Annotated in this window: 14 protein-coding genes and 1 pseudogene; 13 read left to right on the top strand and 2 right to left on the bottom strand. The window is 72.9% G+C overall.

What is annotated here, in order from left to right; genetic code table 11:
- Nucleotides 1-45: 45 nt before the first annotated feature.
- From ACRAKI_RS27120 to ACRAKI_RS27085, 8 genes are all read left to right on the top strand, one after another.
- Entirely contained in the window at nucleotides 46-780 is a 735-nt protein-coding gene (locus ACRAKI_RS27120) for a helix-turn-helix domain-containing protein (protein WP_447003329.1), read from the top strand.
- On the top strand, nucleotides 773-1,123 hold the full coding sequence (locus tag ACRAKI_RS27115; RefSeq protein ID WP_447003328.1) for a hypothetical protein: 351 nt from the start codon (nucleotides 773-775) through the stop codon (nucleotides 1,121-1,123). The genes ACRAKI_RS27120 and ACRAKI_RS27115 overlap by 8 nt, the downstream gene beginning before the upstream one ends.
- Nucleotides 1,084-1,863 (top strand): hypothetical protein, encoded by a 780-nt coding sequence (locus ACRAKI_RS27110; RefSeq protein WP_447003327.1) that lies wholly within the window; start codon nucleotides 1,084-1,086, stop codon nucleotides 1,861-1,863. The genes ACRAKI_RS27115 and ACRAKI_RS27110 overlap by 40 nt, the downstream gene beginning before the upstream one ends.
- A 31-nt stretch (nucleotides 1,864-1,894) precedes the next feature.
- Nucleotides 1,895-4,654: an ATP-binding protein gene (locus tag ACRAKI_RS27105; RefSeq protein ID WP_447003326.1), complete on the top strand. Its 2,760-nt coding sequence runs from the start codon at nucleotides 1,895-1,897 to the stop codon at nucleotides 4,652-4,654.
- A 135-nt stretch (nucleotides 4,655-4,789) separates the two neighbouring features.
- Complete coding sequence (locus ACRAKI_RS27100) at nucleotides 4,790-5,278, top strand: hypothetical protein (protein WP_447003325.1); 489 nt, start codon at nucleotides 4,790-4,792, stop codon at nucleotides 5,276-5,278.
- An 83-nt stretch (nucleotides 5,279-5,361) separates the two neighbouring features.
- The gene (locus ACRAKI_RS27095; RefSeq protein WP_447003324.1) at nucleotides 5,362-5,982 is read left to right on the top strand and encodes a zinc-binding dehydrogenase; all 621 of its coding nucleotides are present in this window, start codon (nucleotides 5,362-5,364) and stop codon (nucleotides 5,980-5,982) included.
- An 8-nt stretch (nucleotides 5,983-5,990) separates the two neighbouring features.
- Nucleotides 5,991-8,156 (top strand): molybdopterin oxidoreductase family protein, encoded by a 2,166-nt coding sequence (locus ACRAKI_RS27090; protein WP_447003323.1) that lies wholly within the window; start codon nucleotides 5,991-5,993, stop codon nucleotides 8,154-8,156.
- Nucleotides 8,157-8,167: 11 nt separating this feature from the next.
- Nucleotides 8,168-9,913 (top strand): AMP-dependent synthetase/ligase, encoded by a 1,746-nt coding sequence (locus tag ACRAKI_RS27085; RefSeq protein WP_447003322.1) that lies wholly within the window; start codon nucleotides 8,168-8,170, stop codon nucleotides 9,911-9,913.
- A 6-nt stretch (nucleotides 9,914-9,919) separates the two neighbouring features.
- On the opposite strand, the pseudogene ACRAKI_RS27080 reads toward ACRAKI_RS27085, so the two are convergent.
- Nucleotides 9,920-10,659 (bottom strand): annotated as a pseudogene (locus ACRAKI_RS27080) (sigma factor).
- A 166-nt stretch (nucleotides 10,660-10,825) separates the two neighbouring features.
- On the opposite strand from ACRAKI_RS27080, the gene ACRAKI_RS27075 reads away from it, so the two are divergent.
- The 5 genes from ACRAKI_RS27075 (at nucleotide 10,826) to ACRAKI_RS27055 (ending at nucleotide 14,037) form a co-directional block, all read left to right on the top strand.
- Nucleotides 10,826-11,212 (top strand): DoxX family protein, encoded by a 387-nt coding sequence (locus ACRAKI_RS27075; RefSeq protein WP_447003321.1) that lies wholly within the window; start codon nucleotides 10,826-10,828, stop codon nucleotides 11,210-11,212.
- Between the two features lie 279 nt (nucleotides 11,213-11,491).
- Nucleotides 11,492-11,692 (top strand): PQQ-dependent sugar dehydrogenase, encoded by a 201-nt coding sequence (locus ACRAKI_RS27070; RefSeq protein WP_447003320.1) that lies wholly within the window; start codon nucleotides 11,492-11,494, stop codon nucleotides 11,690-11,692.
- A gap of 87 nt (nucleotides 11,693-11,779) precedes the next feature.
- Nucleotides 11,780-12,688, top strand: coding sequence for a DUF1996 domain-containing protein (locus ACRAKI_RS27065; protein ID WP_447003319.1), 909 nt, complete (start codon nucleotides 11,780-11,782; stop codon nucleotides 12,686-12,688).
- 93 nt (nucleotides 12,689-12,781) lie between these two features.
- A complete protein-coding gene (locus tag ACRAKI_RS27060) occupies nucleotides 12,782-13,333 on the top strand; it encodes a sigma-70 family RNA polymerase sigma factor (protein ID WP_447003318.1) in 552 nt (183 codons plus the stop codon).
- On the top strand, nucleotides 13,330-14,037 hold the full coding sequence (locus tag ACRAKI_RS27055) for an anti-sigma factor family protein (RefSeq protein WP_447003317.1): 708 nt from the start codon (nucleotides 13,330-13,332) through the stop codon (nucleotides 14,035-14,037). Before ACRAKI_RS27060 ends, ACRAKI_RS27055 begins: the two co-directional genes overlap by 4 nt.
- A 45-nt stretch (nucleotides 14,038-14,082) precedes the next feature.
- Here ACRAKI_RS27055 and ACRAKI_RS27050 read toward each other — a convergent pair whose 3' ends face one another.
- A complete protein-coding gene (locus ACRAKI_RS27050) occupies nucleotides 14,083-15,039 on the bottom strand; it encodes a zinc-binding dehydrogenase (protein WP_447003316.1) in 957 nt (318 codons plus the stop codon).
- Between the last annotated feature and the right edge of the window lie 116 nt (nucleotides 15,040-15,155).

The following is a 15,155-nucleotide window of genomic DNA, read 5'->3' as shown; positions in this document are numbered from 1 at the left end:
ACGGCTAGCTAGCACTTCGGTAGCGAGTTCGCTACCTTTGTGTACGTGGCCGACCTGAGCGTGCGCGAAGCGGCGGAGCGCTTGGCCGTGACGCCGGCGCGTATCCGCGCGCTGCTGGAGCAGGGTGGCCTCACCGGCCGGCGCGTCGGATCGCAGTGGATTGTCGATGACGACTCGGTGAGGAGTCGGCTCGAGATGGCCGCGTCGACTCGTGGCCGTCCCCTGTCGTGCCGGAGTGCTTGGAGCGCGGCAGCATTGCTGGACGGACAGGCGACGCCCTGGCTCGCGAGCAGCGAGCGGTCGCGGTTGCGCTCCCGTCTCGCCGGACATGACGGCGACGGTGTCGACATCCACCGGTGGTGGATGCGGAAGCGGGCATCGGTCGCCCGCTATCGCATCGCCGCCGCCGACATCGCCGAGTTGATCGCGGACGAGGCCGTGGTGGCCGGTGGCATCAGCGCTGCGTCGTCGTACGACCTGGGGTTGTCGTCCGCGGACGAGGCGGAGGTCTACATCGGCGGCTCCGACGTCCCCAGGCTCGTCGACGAGTTCTTCTTGATCGCGTCCGAGCGCGGAAACCTCATGCTGCGTGTCGAAGCCAGTGGCCTGAACTGGCATCAGCGCACAGCGCGAACGGTCGACGGAGTATCGGTCGTCCCACGACTCGTGGTCGCCACCGATCTCTTGGACGGTGATGACACGAGAAGCAGGAGCGCGGGGGCGCGATTGCTCGGGGACGTGCTTCGACCGATGGCGGACGGTGGTGACCGGCGTGACTGACGAGCGTCTACCCGGGAACGAAGAGGTGCTCGACGCACTGGCAGTCGTGAGCGGTGAAGCCCGTGACCGCCTCGACACCGCGTTCCGGGCGGCGGCGATGAAAGGCGGCACGGCTGCCGCGTCGCCGGAGAAGGTCGTTGAAGCGCTCGGTTCCGTGATTCGCCGTGTACGCCTCGCACCGATCGAGCTCGACGCCAAGGCACCTGTCATCGCACCGATCGAGCGGCTCGTGCTGTCGCCTCCGGCGCTTCTCACGACTCACATCGCCGCGTGGCGGTCACAAAGGAACTGCCCATCCGGATCGTGGACGTCGTGCGGGATCCGGTCGTCCTACCGTTCATGACACCGCCTCAAGAAGCGGCGTGGTCGACGATCCTCGACTTCGAAGACGGTCTGCACTGCCACTGGTCACTCATCGGCGGCCAGATGGTGGCGCTGATCAGCGCGGAGTACGGACAACCCATCCCGCGGGCGACCACGGACGGAGACGTCGTCCTGGGCGTCTGGCTCGATCGCGACGCACTGCGCCACGCGAGCGTGTTGCTGACCGAGCACGGGTTCACGGAGGACGTCACGGGTGATGGATACGGCTATCGGTACCGACGTGATACCGCCAGCATCGATCTGTTGCTGCCCGAGGACTTCGGCCGTCAGCAACGAATCCCGACCACCGCCACGGGACGTCGCGGGGTCGAGATGCCAGGTGGGAACCAGGCGTTGATCCGGAGCGAACGCCTTCCCGTTCGGCTGGGTGATCGCACCGGCCTGGTCCGCCGTCCCAACCTTCTCGGCGCGCTCGTCGCCAAGTCCGTGGCCTCCGTGGCCGACTCCCGGGACCCCGACCGTCACCGCGAGGACATCGCCGTCCTCGGCCGGATCGCGCTGACCGAGGGCGAATTCCGCGCCATGAGGCGGCTGAGTCGGGGCAAGGACCGCAAGCGGCTGCGAGACGCCCTTGCCCAGATGCCGGCCTCACATCCGGCGTGGCGGCAGATCCCTGAGCAGCAGGAGGTCCGCCAAGCGTTGATCCGGCTGTCCGAACCGGCAGCGGCGGGGGTGGGACGCTCCGGTACCAGTCGGTAGGGTGAGTGGCCCATCGACGGGAGGTCGCCTGTTGTCGTCCTCGGGCCGGGCCTTCTTCGGCCGGGAGAGTGAGCTGGCGGCGGTCTTCGACGCGGTCGGGCGGGTGCCGGCGGCCGGGTTGGTGACGGTCGTGGTGTCGGGTGAGCCGGGGATCGGCAAGTCCAGCCTGCTGGCCGAGACGTGCCGCCGGCTGCGTGACCGCGGCTGCGCGGTGGCCGCCGCGGAGTCGGACGACGTGAGCAGGCGCATCCCGTACGCGGCGGTGGCGACGGCGTTGCGGACGGTGCCGGTGGCGGACGACGTGCGGGCCGCCCTCGACGCGCTGGACCTCACCTCCACCCCGGACGCCACCTGGTTCGGCCGCTCCTGCGAACTGGTCGCCCGCGTGCTCACCGGCCTCACCGCCGACCGGCCCGCGGCCCTCGTCCTGGACGACCTCGACCAGGTGGACGACGACTCGCTGGCCATGCTCGCCGTCGTCCTGCGCCGCGTCACCGCCGCCCCGCTCGTCCTGATCACCGCCGCCCGCACGCACCACCGCAACCCCGGCGTCGGCGAACTGCTGGACCGGCTCGAACGGCACGCCGAAGTGGTGCGGGTGGAGCTGGCGCCGCTCAGCGGCGGCGACGTGGCGCGGATAGTGGAGACGGTGCTCGGCACGCCGGTGGACGACGGCCTCGCGCACGAGGTGCACCAGCGCGCCGACGGCAACCCGTTCTTCGCCGTCGAGATCGCCCGGTCGCTGCGCGAGCTGGACCTGGTCGCGGTGGACGGCAACCGGGCACGCCTCACCGTGTCGCCGTCGGCCATCCGGCTCACCAGGCGGGAAGCGGTGCTGCGCCGGGTCGCGCCGCTGGACCGGGACACCCGGGCCGTCGCCCGCGCGGTGTCGATCTTCCGGCGGGTGCGGCTGGACCAGATCGGGCTGCTCGCCCGGGTGTCGTCGCTGCCCGAGGACACCGTCGTCGACGCGTTCGACGGGCTGCTGCGCGCGCACATCGTGGTCCGCGACGACGACCGCGGCTACCGGTTCTCGCACGCCCTGGTCGGCGAGGCGCTCTACCAGGAGATCGGCCCCGCGCAACGCCGTCACCTGCACAGCCTGATCAGCGCCCGCCTCCTGGACGACCGCGCGCGCGGCCTGGCCGTGGACGAGATGGAGCTGGCCTGGCACCTGGCCGAGTCGGCACCGCCCGGCGACCTGCGGGCCATCGGGGTGATGGCGCAGGCCGCCGCGGCGAACCGCACCACCGCACCGGAGACGGCGGCGGCGTTGTGCGCGCGGGCGTTGGAACTGCTGCCGGTGGCCGCCCCGGAACGCGCCGGGCTGCTGGCCTCGCAGTGCCGCGCGCTGGCCCACGCGTCCCGCCCGGCCGCCGCCATCGCGCCCGGACTGGCCGCCCTCGACGTGCTGCCACCCGGCCCGGACCGGTCGCGGTGCGCGGTCGTCGTGCTCACCAGCCTGTTCCTGGTCGGCCGGATGGCCGAGGCCCTGCGCCTCGCCGATGCGGAACTCGCCACCGGCACCGCGCCCGCCGCCCTGCACGCCCAGCGCGCGCTGCTCCTCGTCTTCACCGGGCGGCACGCCGAAGCCCTGGCCGCCGCCGACCGGATCGAGGCCATGCCGGTCACCTCCGCCGCCGAGGGCGTCGTGGTGTTCGACCGGCTGGCCGTGATCACGTCGATGCTGTTCCGGCACGACAAGACGGTCGAGTACGCCAACCGCTCCCTGCGTTCCGCCGCCGGCCAGCCGATCCTGGAACTCCAGGCGCTGGCCGTCGGCGCGTCGACCGGCGCGCTGGCGGGCCTCGTGCACGACGCGACCTGGCGCCTGCGCCGGGCGGAGGAGCTGCGGGAGCGGACCGGCGGCCACGCGTTCCGCGGTGAGCTGGAGGTGGCACGGGTGGCGCTGGACTGGTTCGGCGGCGCGTGGGACGCCTGCCTGGAACGCGTGGGCCGGGCCGCCGCCGAACTGGAGTCGCGGCAGGAGCTGATGATGCTGGACGGCCTGCGCGCGATCGAGCTGGAGGTCCGCACCTGGCGCGGCGAGCTGGACGTGGCCGCCCGGCTGGCCGCCCGCACCCCGCCGACCAGCCCGAACATGTCCCGCCTGCACGCGCTGGCGATGGCCGGCTACCTGGCCGCGCGCGGTGACGCGGAAGGCGCCCGGACCACCCTGGTCGAGGCTGTGGACGACGACGGCATGACCGCGTACAGCTGCGTGCTGCTGGGTCGCCTGGTCGAACTGGACCTGGCCCGCGGTCGGGCGGAGGAGGCGCGGCAGACGGTGAAGCGGCTCTGCGCGGTGGCGGCCGACCGGGTGGCGCCGTGGACCCGCACCACCGTCCGCCGGGTCACCGGCCTGGCCGATCGGGACGTCGACGTGCTCCGCGAGGCCGTGCGGGAGGCCGAGGCCGGGGGACTGGTCTTCGAGAAGGCCCGCGCCCAACTCGCCCTCGGTGCGGTCGACCGCGACGCCGTGCCGGAACTCCTCGACGCCTACGCCCTGTTCCAGCGCCTGGGCGCGCACGGCCTGCGCCGCCAGGCCGGCGGTCGGCTGCGCGAACTGGGCGCGAAGGTGCCGCGCGCGCGGGCCAAGGCGCCCGGCGTGCTCACCGAAGCGGAGGAGAACGTGGCCCGGCTGGTGCAGCAGGGAATGCGGAACCGGGACATCGCCGCCGCCTTGCACTACAGCCCGCGCACGATCGAGGTCTACCTGTCCCGGATCTACGCCAAGCTGCACGTGTCGTCGCGCCTCGAACTGGCCCGCGCCCTGGACGCCCGCACCTGAGCAACGGTTCGGCTCAGGCGACCCGAACAGCACGTCCGCTCACGTACCCTCTTCCCACGGCGGCGCCCTGCCCACGGAGCCGCGGGTCGTGTCACTCGTGTGGTCCGGGGGGACTTCGTGAAAAGACTTGCCGTTGTGCGCCTGTCCGCCCTGCTGATGACCTTGCTGCTGGCTGCGGGGTGCGTTTCGCTCGGCGAACTGGTGAACCTCCAGTCCCGCATCCAGGAAGACGGGTACACCCGGGTCTCGGCGCACCACACGACCGGCGGCGTCGACAGGCTGACCGTCTCGGCCACCACGACCGCCGCGGACGACGACGGCGAGCGCATCGCCCGCATCGTCTGGGACACCTACCCGGCGGAGGTCGACGAGCTGGTCGTCACCGTCAACGGCCGGACGAACAGCGCCACCTACGAGCAGCTGGAGGAGGCGTTCGGCCCGCGCGGGACCCACCCCGAGGGGCCGGGCGGATCGGTCGGGAGCTGGGTCGCCGGCATCGGCTTCCTCATGCTCTTCCTGATCGGCGCCGTGATCACCGTGCTGGTGGTGCGGAGTCGCCGACGCACCCGACGGCTCCAGCTGATGCACCAGCAGCCGCAGTACCCGTACTACAAGCAGCCCTGACCACCCGAGCGGTTCCGGGCTTCGCTTAGTTGTCGTGGAGTCCCCACTAACCGACCGGTAACTTCCGGTGTTGCCTGGTTCACGTGGAGGTCATCGCGGACGCCGGGCGTCGGGAGCTGTCGTTCGACGGCGTCCGCTTCCCGCTGCCCGCCGAGATCGGCGACGCCTCCGCGCTCGCCCTCGCCCACCACGGCGTGACCGCGTGGCACCTCCTCCGCACCTGCGCCCACCTGCGGCAGGGCGAGTCCGTCGTGGTGCACGACGCGGCGGTCGGCGTCGGCGCGCTGGCCGTGCAGCTCGCGGTCAGCTTCGGCGCGGGCCGGGTGGTGGCCACCGCGCCGACCCAGGCGCAGCGGCGGCTGGCGGTGCGGCTCGGGGCCGACGTCGCGGTGGACTCGTCCGCGCCCGCCCTCACCGAACGGCTGCTCGCCGGCGGACTGGTCGACGTCGTGGTCGGGCTCCCCACCGGCGTGGTCGAGGTCGACGGGGCGCTGGCGCTGCTGGCCCCGTTCGGGCGACTCGTCTGCCACGGCGAACCGGTCGTCGTGGACCCGGTGCGGCTCGGGTCGCGCGCCGTGGTCGGGTTCCGGTTCGCCGACTGCCTGGCCCGGCCCGAGATGGTGGTCGCCGCGCTGAGCGAGCTGACCGGCCTCACGTCCGCCGGCCGGCTGCACCCCCTCGCGTCCGACCGGACCGCCCGTTGAGGAGTCGCATGCGCACCGCCTACACGACCTGCCCGCTGTGCGAGGCCACCTGCGGCCTCGAGCTGACCGTCGCGGACGACCGCGTCACGGCCGTCCGCGGCGACCGGCAGGACACCTTCAGCAACGGCTTCCTCTGCCCCAAGGGCGCCTCGCTCGGCGCGCTGGACGCCGACCCGGACCGCCTGCGCACGCCCCTGGCCCGCCGTGGCGGCGAGTTCGAACCCGTGTCGTGGGACGAGGCGTTCACCCTGGTGGACGAACGGCTGACGGAGGTCATCGACGCGCACGGGCGGGACGCGGTGGCCCTGTACCTGGGCAATCCGACCGTGCACTCGCTGGCCGGCGGCCTGTACGCGGGCGTGCTGCGCAAGGCGCTCGGCTCGCGCAACGTCTTCACCGCCGCCACAGTGGACCAGATGCCCAAGCACGTGTCGTCCGGCCTGCTCTACGGCGGGATGTTCACCATCCCGGTGCCCGACATCGACCGCACGGACTTCCTCCTGCTGCTCGGCGCGGACCCGTTCACCTCCAACGGCAGCCTGTGGACCGTGCCGGACGTGCCGGGCCGGCTCAAGGCGCTCCGCAAGCGCGGCGGGGCGTTCGTCGTGGTCGATCCGAGGCGCAGCCGGACCGCCGCCGCGGCCGACCGGCACCTGCCGATCGTGCCGGGCACGGACGTGTTCCTGCTGCTGGCCATGGTGAACGAGCTGTTCGCCGCGTCCCTGGTCGACCTCGGCGCCCTCGCGCCGCACGTGGTCGGGGTGGACGGGGTGCGGGCGTTGAGCGAGCCGTTCACGCCGGAGGCGGTCGCGTCGCGGTGCGGTGTCGACGCCGACGAGATCCGGGCGTTGACGCACCGGCTCGCCGCAGCGCCCCGCGCGGCCGTGTACGGGCGGCTCGGCACCACCGCGGTCCAGTTCGGCACCGTCGCGAGCTGGCTGGTGGACGTGCTGAACATCCTCACCGGCAACCTGGACCGGCCCGGTGGCGCGATGTTCCCGCTGCCCGCGCACATGCGGCGCGGCACCGGGAGGGGCAAGGGCTTCACGACCGGCCGGTGGCACAGCCGGGTGCGCGGCCTGCCCGAGGTGGCGGGGGAGTTCCCGGCGGTCACGCTGGCCGACGAGATCGAGACGCCCGGTCCCGGTCAGGTCCGCGCGCTGGTGACGGTGGCGGGCAACCCCGCGCTGTCGCTGCCCAACTCGGCCCGCCTCGACGCCGCGCTGTCCACTGTGGACTTCATGGTGTCGGTCGACCCGTACCTCAACGAGACGACCCGGCACGCCGACGTGATCCTGCCGCCACCGCCGCCCAGCCGACGCGGGCACTACGACCTGGCGTTCCTGTCGTTCGCGGTGCGGAACGTGGCGAAGTACTCCCGACCCGCCGTCGAGCCGGCCCCCGGTGAACCCGGCGAGGGCGACATCCTGCTGCGGCTGACCGGCATCTTCAGCGGCCTCGGCCCCGACACCGACCTGGACGCGCTGGTCGGCCTGTCCGGCGAGTCGGAGCACACCCGCGAGGAACGGCTGTTGGACGTCCGCCTGCGGTCCGGCCCCTACGGGCTGTCGGTGGACGCCCTGCTCGACCAGCCGCACGGCGTCGACCTCGGGCCGTTGACCAGCCGCGTGCCGGAGATCCTGCGCACCCCGTCCGGCCGGGTCGAGCTGTGCCCGGACCCGATCGCGGCCGACGTGCCGCGCGTGCTCAAGGCGTTGCGCGAGCCGGTCGACGGCATGGTGCTGGTCGGCCGCCGGCACCTGCGGTCGAACAACTCCTGGCTGCACAACGTGCCGGCGCTGGTGAAGGGCAAGCAGCTGTGCACGCTGCTGGTCAACCCGGCCGACGCCGAGCGGATCGGCCTGGTGGACGGCGGCGCGGCCCGCGTCGCGTCACGGGTCGGCGAGGTCGAGGCCACCGTGGAGGTCAGCGCCGACATGGCCGCCGGCGTGGTCAGCCTGCCGCACGGCTGGGGCCACGACCGGCCCGGCACCCGCCTCGCCACCGCCCGCGCCCACCCCGGCGTCAACGTCAACCTGCTCACCGACGACCTGGCCGTGGACCCGCTCTCCGGCACCGCCGTCCTCAACGGCGTCCGCGTGCACGTCACCCCGGCCCAGCCCGCCCAGCCCGTGCCCGCCGCCCAGCCCGTGCCTGCCCAGCCCGCCCAGTGAGGAGTACCGCCATGCCCGTGACCACGGCGCGCGTCACCGCCGACCTGCCCTTCGTGGCCGCCCAGGTGCACGACGACCGGGTGGCCTGGCGCCACCTGCGCGACGGGCAGTGGCACGACCTGACGTTCACCGAGGTCGCCGAGTGGGTCATGGAACTGGCGTCCGGCCTGGTGCACCTCGGCGTCGCGCCGGGTGACCGGGTGTGCGTGCTGTCGGAGACCCGCCCCGAGTGGTCCGCGGTGGAGCTGGCGATCCTCGCGGCGGGCGGCGTGGTGGTGCCGATCTACCCGTCCAGCGCGCCGGAGGAGTGCGCGTGGATCATCGGCGACTCGGGCGCCGTGCTCCTGATCGCGGAGACCGCCGAGCAGCGCGCCAAGGTCGAGCAGATCCGGGACCAGGTGCCCGCGCTCCGGGAGGTGATCGTCATGGACGACGGCGGACTGGCCGACCTCCGGTCGCAGGGCCGCACGTCACCGCTGCCCGCCGAGCTGGACGACCGCCGGGCCGCGATCGACCTCGACGACCCGACCGTGATCATCTACACCTCCGGCACCACGGGCCCGCCCAAGGGCTGCGTGCTGACCAACCGGAACTTCATCACGATGTGCCACCTCACCGAGGAGCTGTCGTACGTCCTGGTGGACGACGTGGTGTACCTGTTCCTGCCGCTGGCGCACGTGTTCGCGCAGATCGTGCACCTGTCCGCGCTGCACGTCGGCGCGGCGCTGGCGTTCTACGGCGGTGACGCGACGAAGATCGTGCCGGAGCTGGCCCAGGTGCGGCCGACGTACCTGCCGTCCGTGCCCCGGATCTTCGAGAAGGTCTACACCGCCGCGACCGCCGGCGTGCCGGAAGACCAACTGCGCCAAGCGGTCCAGGTCGGCCTGGCCGTCCGCGGGCTGCAAGCCGCCGGCCAACCGCTGCCGCCGGACCTGGCCGCCGCGTTCGACAAGGTGGACCCGGTGTTCGCCAGGGTGCGGGCGATCTTCGGCGGCCGGCTGCGCCAGGCGCTGTCCGGCGCGGCGCCCATCTCGGTCGAGGTGCTGGAGTTCTTCAGCGCCGCCGGCGTGCCGGTGCTGGAGGGCTACGGCATGAGCGAGTCCACCGGCGTGGGCACGGTGAACACGCTGACCCGGCACAAGCTGGGCTCGGTCGGCACGTTCGGCATCGCGGGCCTCCAGCTGAAGGTCGCCGAGGACGGCGAGATCCTGATGAACGGCCCGCACGTGTTCGCCGGCTACTGGAACAACCCCCAGGCCACCGCCGAAGTGCTCACCGACGGCTGGTTGCACACGGGTGACCTGGGCGAGGTCGACGACGACGGCTTCGTCACCATCACGGGGCGCAAGAAGGACATCATCATCACCGCCGGCGGCAAGAACATCGCCCCGGCGAACGTGGAGAACCAGCTCCGCCAGTCCCGCTGGATCTCGCACGCCGTCGTGTACGGGGACCGGAAGCCGTACCTGGTCGCCCTGATCACCCTGGACCAGGACGAGATCGTCCCGTGGGCCACGGCGCGGGGCCTGCCCGCCGACCTGCCCACCCTGGCCCGCACGCCGGAGGTCCAGGCCCTGGTCCAGGAGGTCGTGGACGAGGCGAACTCCCACTTCTCCCACCTCTCCCAGGTCAGGCGCTTCACCATCCTGGACCGGGACCTGAGCCAGGACGACGGTGAGCTGACCCCGACGCTGAAGGTCAAGCGCAGGGTCGTCCACACCGCCCACGCCGAGCGGTACGACGGCCTCTACGCCTGACGGCGGTCAGCGGCTCAAGACCGTCTCCCGGTCCAGCCGTGACAGCTCCTCGGGGTTGCGCACGATGTCGAGGCCGGTGACCAAGCCGTCCCCGACCCGCGCCGCCACCACGCCGTCGACCTCCACGTCGAGCCGCATGACCAGCCCCGGACCGCCGTTGACCCGCACCGGTTCGACGGTCGTCCGGGGGCCGACGGCGGCCCACCGGGCGGCCGGCAGGCGTGCCACCCGGTCCACCCCGACGACGGGGTGCAGCGCGGCCTGCTTGAGCCCGCCGGCGTCGCTCAGCGCGACGACGTCCGGCGCCAGGACGTCGAGCAGGCCTTGGACGTCACCCGTCTCGACCGCCCGCCGGAACGCCTCCAGCGCCGCCCTGGTCTCGTCCGGTGAGGCGACCTCGCGCGGCCGGCGCGCGGCGACGTGCGTCTTGTCGACGGCTTCCGCGATCTCGCCGTAGTCGAGGTCGAACACCTCGCCCAGCACGAACACCGCCCGCTCGGTCGGCGCGAGCGTCTCCAGCACCAGCAGCACCGCCATCGACACGCTCCTTGCGCCGGCCGAGCGCGCGCAGCCTCATCAGGGCCTGGCGGGTGGTGATCCGGACGAGGTACGCCCCGCCGGTCACGCACCGCGTCCGGATCGACGCGGACCCAGCGCAGCCACCTCTCCTGGACGACGTCCTCGGCGTCGGCGGCCGAGCCGAGCAACTGGTACGTCGCGGTGAACAGCAGGTTCCGGTGCGCCACGAACGCCTCGGTGGCCGGATCCGGACGACCCCGCGCTCATGTCGCGCCCTCTCCGCTCGCCTTGTGGTGCGCGTCACCCGAACGCCGTGTCACAGGGGCCGGGTCGCCGGCATCTCTTGCTCGACATGCCATTCCCACAGGACTACGCCCCGCAAGGTGGAACACCATGGACCTCGCCCTCTGGATCGTCGCCGGACTGCTCGCCGCCGCCTACCTCTTCGGTGGCGCCGGCAAGGTGATCATGTCGAAGGAGAAGATCGCGTCCTTCGGGCCGAGTTCGAAGTGGACGGAGGACGTCAACCCCGCCGGCATCAAGGCCATCGGAGTCCTGGAAGTGCTGGGCGCGGTGGGTCTGATCCTGCCCGCAGTGCTCGACATCGCGCCCGTCCTCGTGCCGCTGGCCGCCCTCGGCCTGGCGATCATCATGGCCGGCGCGGCGATCCTCCGCGCCCGGCGGCGCGAGTACAAGTTCATGGTGGCGGACCTGGTCTACCTCTCGCTGGCCGCTTTCGTGGCGTGGGGCCGCGCCTTCGGCCCCGAGTCGTTCACCTGACCCGATCGCCGCCGGGCCTTCACCGCCAAGCCGGGCGCTCCACTGGACGCCAAGGGGGAAGGCCTTTACCGTTTCGGTGACGAGACGATCACGGCCTGCCTCCGCCCAGGTCGACGCACGCCGGCGATCCGTGGAGGCTTCAGTGGCATCCAGCCCGGTGGCATCGAACCCAGGGGCACCCGGCCCAGGCACATCCCGCTCGGGCACATCCGGTTCGGCCACATCCAGTCGGGGCCGAGGCACACCCCGCACCCGGCGCCTGCCGACCCGGGCGGGAAGGTGCCGCGGCTCGGCGCGGACGGCTCCGCGCCGACCGGCAACCCGTTCTACGCCAACGGAGGCAACGCCCTGGACGTGTGGACCTACGGGCACCGCGACGTGCAGGGCGTGGCGAGCCCACTTCCCGGGCGCCTACGGCCGGCTGCGCGCCGTCGAACCCGCGCCGGACGGCAGCCTCCGGCTGACGACCAGCGACAATGACAAGGACAGCGCGCCGCACAACTCCAACACCCGCATCTCCAACACCCGCATCCCCCGCGTGCGGCTGAGCTGAATAGGCTCATGTCCGTGAGGTGGGCGTCCTTGTCGCTGGTGCTCGTGGTGGTCGCCGGTTGCGCGGACAGCCGCACCGTGGCCATCGACGAAGTGCCCGTGGCGGTGGACTCCGCGACCACCACCCCCGACGCCTCGACCGGCACGTTCGCCGTCGACTGCGGGCGCAACGAGTCCCGCCACCTCAACGCGGACAACATGGTCATCGCGCCGGGTCAGCCGTTCGGCGCGCACCACACCCACGAGTACGTCGGCAACGTCGGCACGGACGCCGGCTCCACCGACGAGTCGCTGGCCGCCGCCGGCACCACCTGCCAGGGCGGCGACCCGTCCACCTACTACTGGCCGGTGCTGCGGCTGACCGACCGGACCGGCCACGACGAGCACGAGCCCGGCGGCGGGGTGCACGGCAACACCGGCGAGGTGCTGCCGCCGGCGGACGTGGACATCACGTTCACCGGCAGCCCCGTCAGCCGGGTCGTGCCGATGCCCCGGTTCCTGCGCATGATCACCGGCGACCCGGCCGCGCTGAACACCGGTCGCGGCCGGGCCCGGTGGAGCTGCACCGGGTTCGAGGACCGGCACACCGACCGCTACCCCGAGTGCGCGCCGGGCGGCAAGGTCCTGCGCACGTTCGAGTTCCCCAGCTGCTGGGACGGCCGCAACACCGACAGCCCGAGCCACCGGGCGCACGTCGAGTTCCCGGCCGCCAACGGCGTGTGCCGGATCGGGACGTTCCCGGTGCCGAAGCTGAGCGTGCGGGTCGCCTACGACGTGCCCGCCGGCGCCCCGTACGCCATCGACAGCTTCCCCGAGCAGCGGCGCGACCCCGGCACCGACCACGCCATGGCCGTCAACGTCATGCCCGAGCCGCTGATGGACCGCCTCACGGCCTGCCTCAACACCGGCGAGGGCTGCTCCTAGCGAACTGCTCCCGGCGAACTCCTCCCGCCCGCGGTGAACCGAACCGGTCCGGCACCCGTGTCCGGGGAGGGAGTTGACGAGAGGAGTGGGTGGATGGCGGCTCTGTGGTCCCGGGAACGGGAGGCCGCGGCCGACGAGGCACTGATCCGATCCCTCTACGAGGAGCACGGTCGGGCGCTGCTCGCGTACGCGACGCGGTTGACCGGTGATCGGGTGGCGGCCGAGGACGTCGTCCAGGAAACCCTCGTGCGGGCCTGGCGGCACCCGGACGCCCTGGTGAACGGCAGGGGCTCGGTCCGGGGCTGGCTGGTCACCGTGACCCGCAACATCGTCACCGACCGGATCAGGGCGAAGGCGGCCCGACCCCGGGAGGTGCCCGAGACGCCCGCGACCCCGCCGGTGCAGCGGGACCACGCCGACTCCGTGGTGGACTCGATGGTGGTGCTCCAAGCACTGGACCGGCTGTCGTCCGACCACCGCGACGTGCTGATGGAGATCTACTTCCGGGGCCGGAGCGTGACCGAGGCGGCTGCGGCGCTGGGGGTGCCGCCGGGCACGGTGAAATCGAGATCGCACTACGCGCTGAGGGCCTTGAGGGAGACGTTCGTCGGGCAGCAGGTCGCGCTGAAGGGGGTGGCCGGATGACCACGAACCACGATCCACAGCTGCTGGGCGCCTACGTGCTCGGCGTGCTCGACGAGCGGGAGGCGCGTGCCGTGGAGGACCACTTGGCGTCCTGCACGCGGTGCCGCGCCGAGGTGGACGGTCTGCGGGTGATGGAGGAGGTGATGGGCGACGTGCCGCCCGAGGCGCTGCTGGACGGCCCACCCGACGACGGCGACCTGCTGTTGCAGCGGACGCTGCGGCAGGTGCGGTCCGAGCGCGACAGCCGCGTGGTCCGCCGGCGGGTCGGCACGGGGTTGGCGGCGGCGGCCGTGGCCGCGATCGTGCTGGCCGGTGGTTTCGCGGTCGGCCGGGGCACCGCGCCCGACACCGGCCAGGCCCAGCAGCACCAGTCGACCACCCCGCCCGCGCCGCCGGCCGGGACCAGGCTCGGGTCGGCCACCGACCCGGTGACCGGCGCCCGGATGACCGCGCAGGTGAGGCCCGCCGCCGGGTGGGTGCGGGTGAACGCGTCCGTCACGGGCGTCGCGAAGGGCGAGAAGTGCAAGCTGTTCGTCGTCGCCGAGGACGGCAGCAGCCAGGAGGCCGGCAGCTGGCTGGTCTCCCCGGCCGGCGAGGAGGACGGCACCAACCTGGACGGCTCGGCGCTCATCGCGCCCGAGGACGTCGTCGCGGTCGAGGTCCGCACCTTCGCGGGGGAGCGGATCGTCACGGTCCCGGTCTAGCCGGTGCGATGCCCCCGTGCTCGCCGCACGGGGGCATCCGCCCGTTCAGGGCTTGAGCACGACCTTGCCGACCGTGGCACGGCCTTCCAGCGCGGCGTGCGCCTCGGCGGCGTCACGGAGCGGGAACGTCGTGGTCAGCGGCGTGAGGCGCTGGTCGGCCAGGGCGCGCAGCGACAGCTCCTCCAGCCCGCGCAGGCTGGTGCCCTTCATCATCCGCGGCCCGACCGCGACCGCCGCCGTGATGCCGAGGCGGTACAGGTCGGCGGTGTCGAGCCGCGTGGGCTCGCCCGCGGACCACCCGAACAGGACGATCCGGCCGCCGACGCCCAGCAGTTCCAGCGCCTCGCGCCCCGGCGCGCCGCCGACACCGTCGAGCACCACGGTCACCTGGCCGATCCCGTCCGACCAGCCCGGCCGGGTGTAGTCGGCCACCACGTCCGCGCCCAGCTCCCGGACCAGGTCCAGCTTGGCGGTGCTCGCCGCGCCGACCACCGTGGCGCCGACCGCCTTCGCCTCCTGCACGAACAACGCGCCCAACCCGCCGGCGGCCGACGTCACCAGCACCACGTCGTCCGCCGCGATCTCGGCGATCCGCAGCACGCCGACGGCGGTCCGGCCGGTGCCGATCATGGCCACCGCCGCGTCGTGCGACACGTGGTCCGGCAACTCGTGCAGCGACGCGGCGCTCGCCACCGCCAGCTGGGCATAACCGCCGCTCGCCTGCCCGAGGTGGGCGGTGACCCGCTTGCCCAGCCAGCGCGCCTCGACCCCGTCACCCAGCCGTGTGACGACCCCGGCGACCTCGCGTCCCGGCGTCATCGGCAGCGCCGGCAGCGGGAACGGCCCGCCGCCCTCACCGCGGCGGATGCTCGTGTCGAGCAGGTGCACCCCCGCCGCGGCCACCGTGATCCGCACCTGGCCCGGCCCCGGCTCGGGGTCGGGCGTCTCCTCGTAGCGCAGGTTCCCGGCCGGACCGAACTCGTGCTGACGGATGGCGTGCATCTTGGTTAGTCCCCTCTGCCCGCCACGCTAGGAGTTCGAGCTGGCTGGAGGTCAAGTGATCACGGCGGGTGGTGGTAATTCCTTTGACCACAACACCACTTCGGCGGGATAGTCGT

Source organism: Saccharothrix isguenensis (genome assembly GCF_052936305.1).
This window is presented reverse-complemented; position numbering and strand designations above follow the sequence as displayed.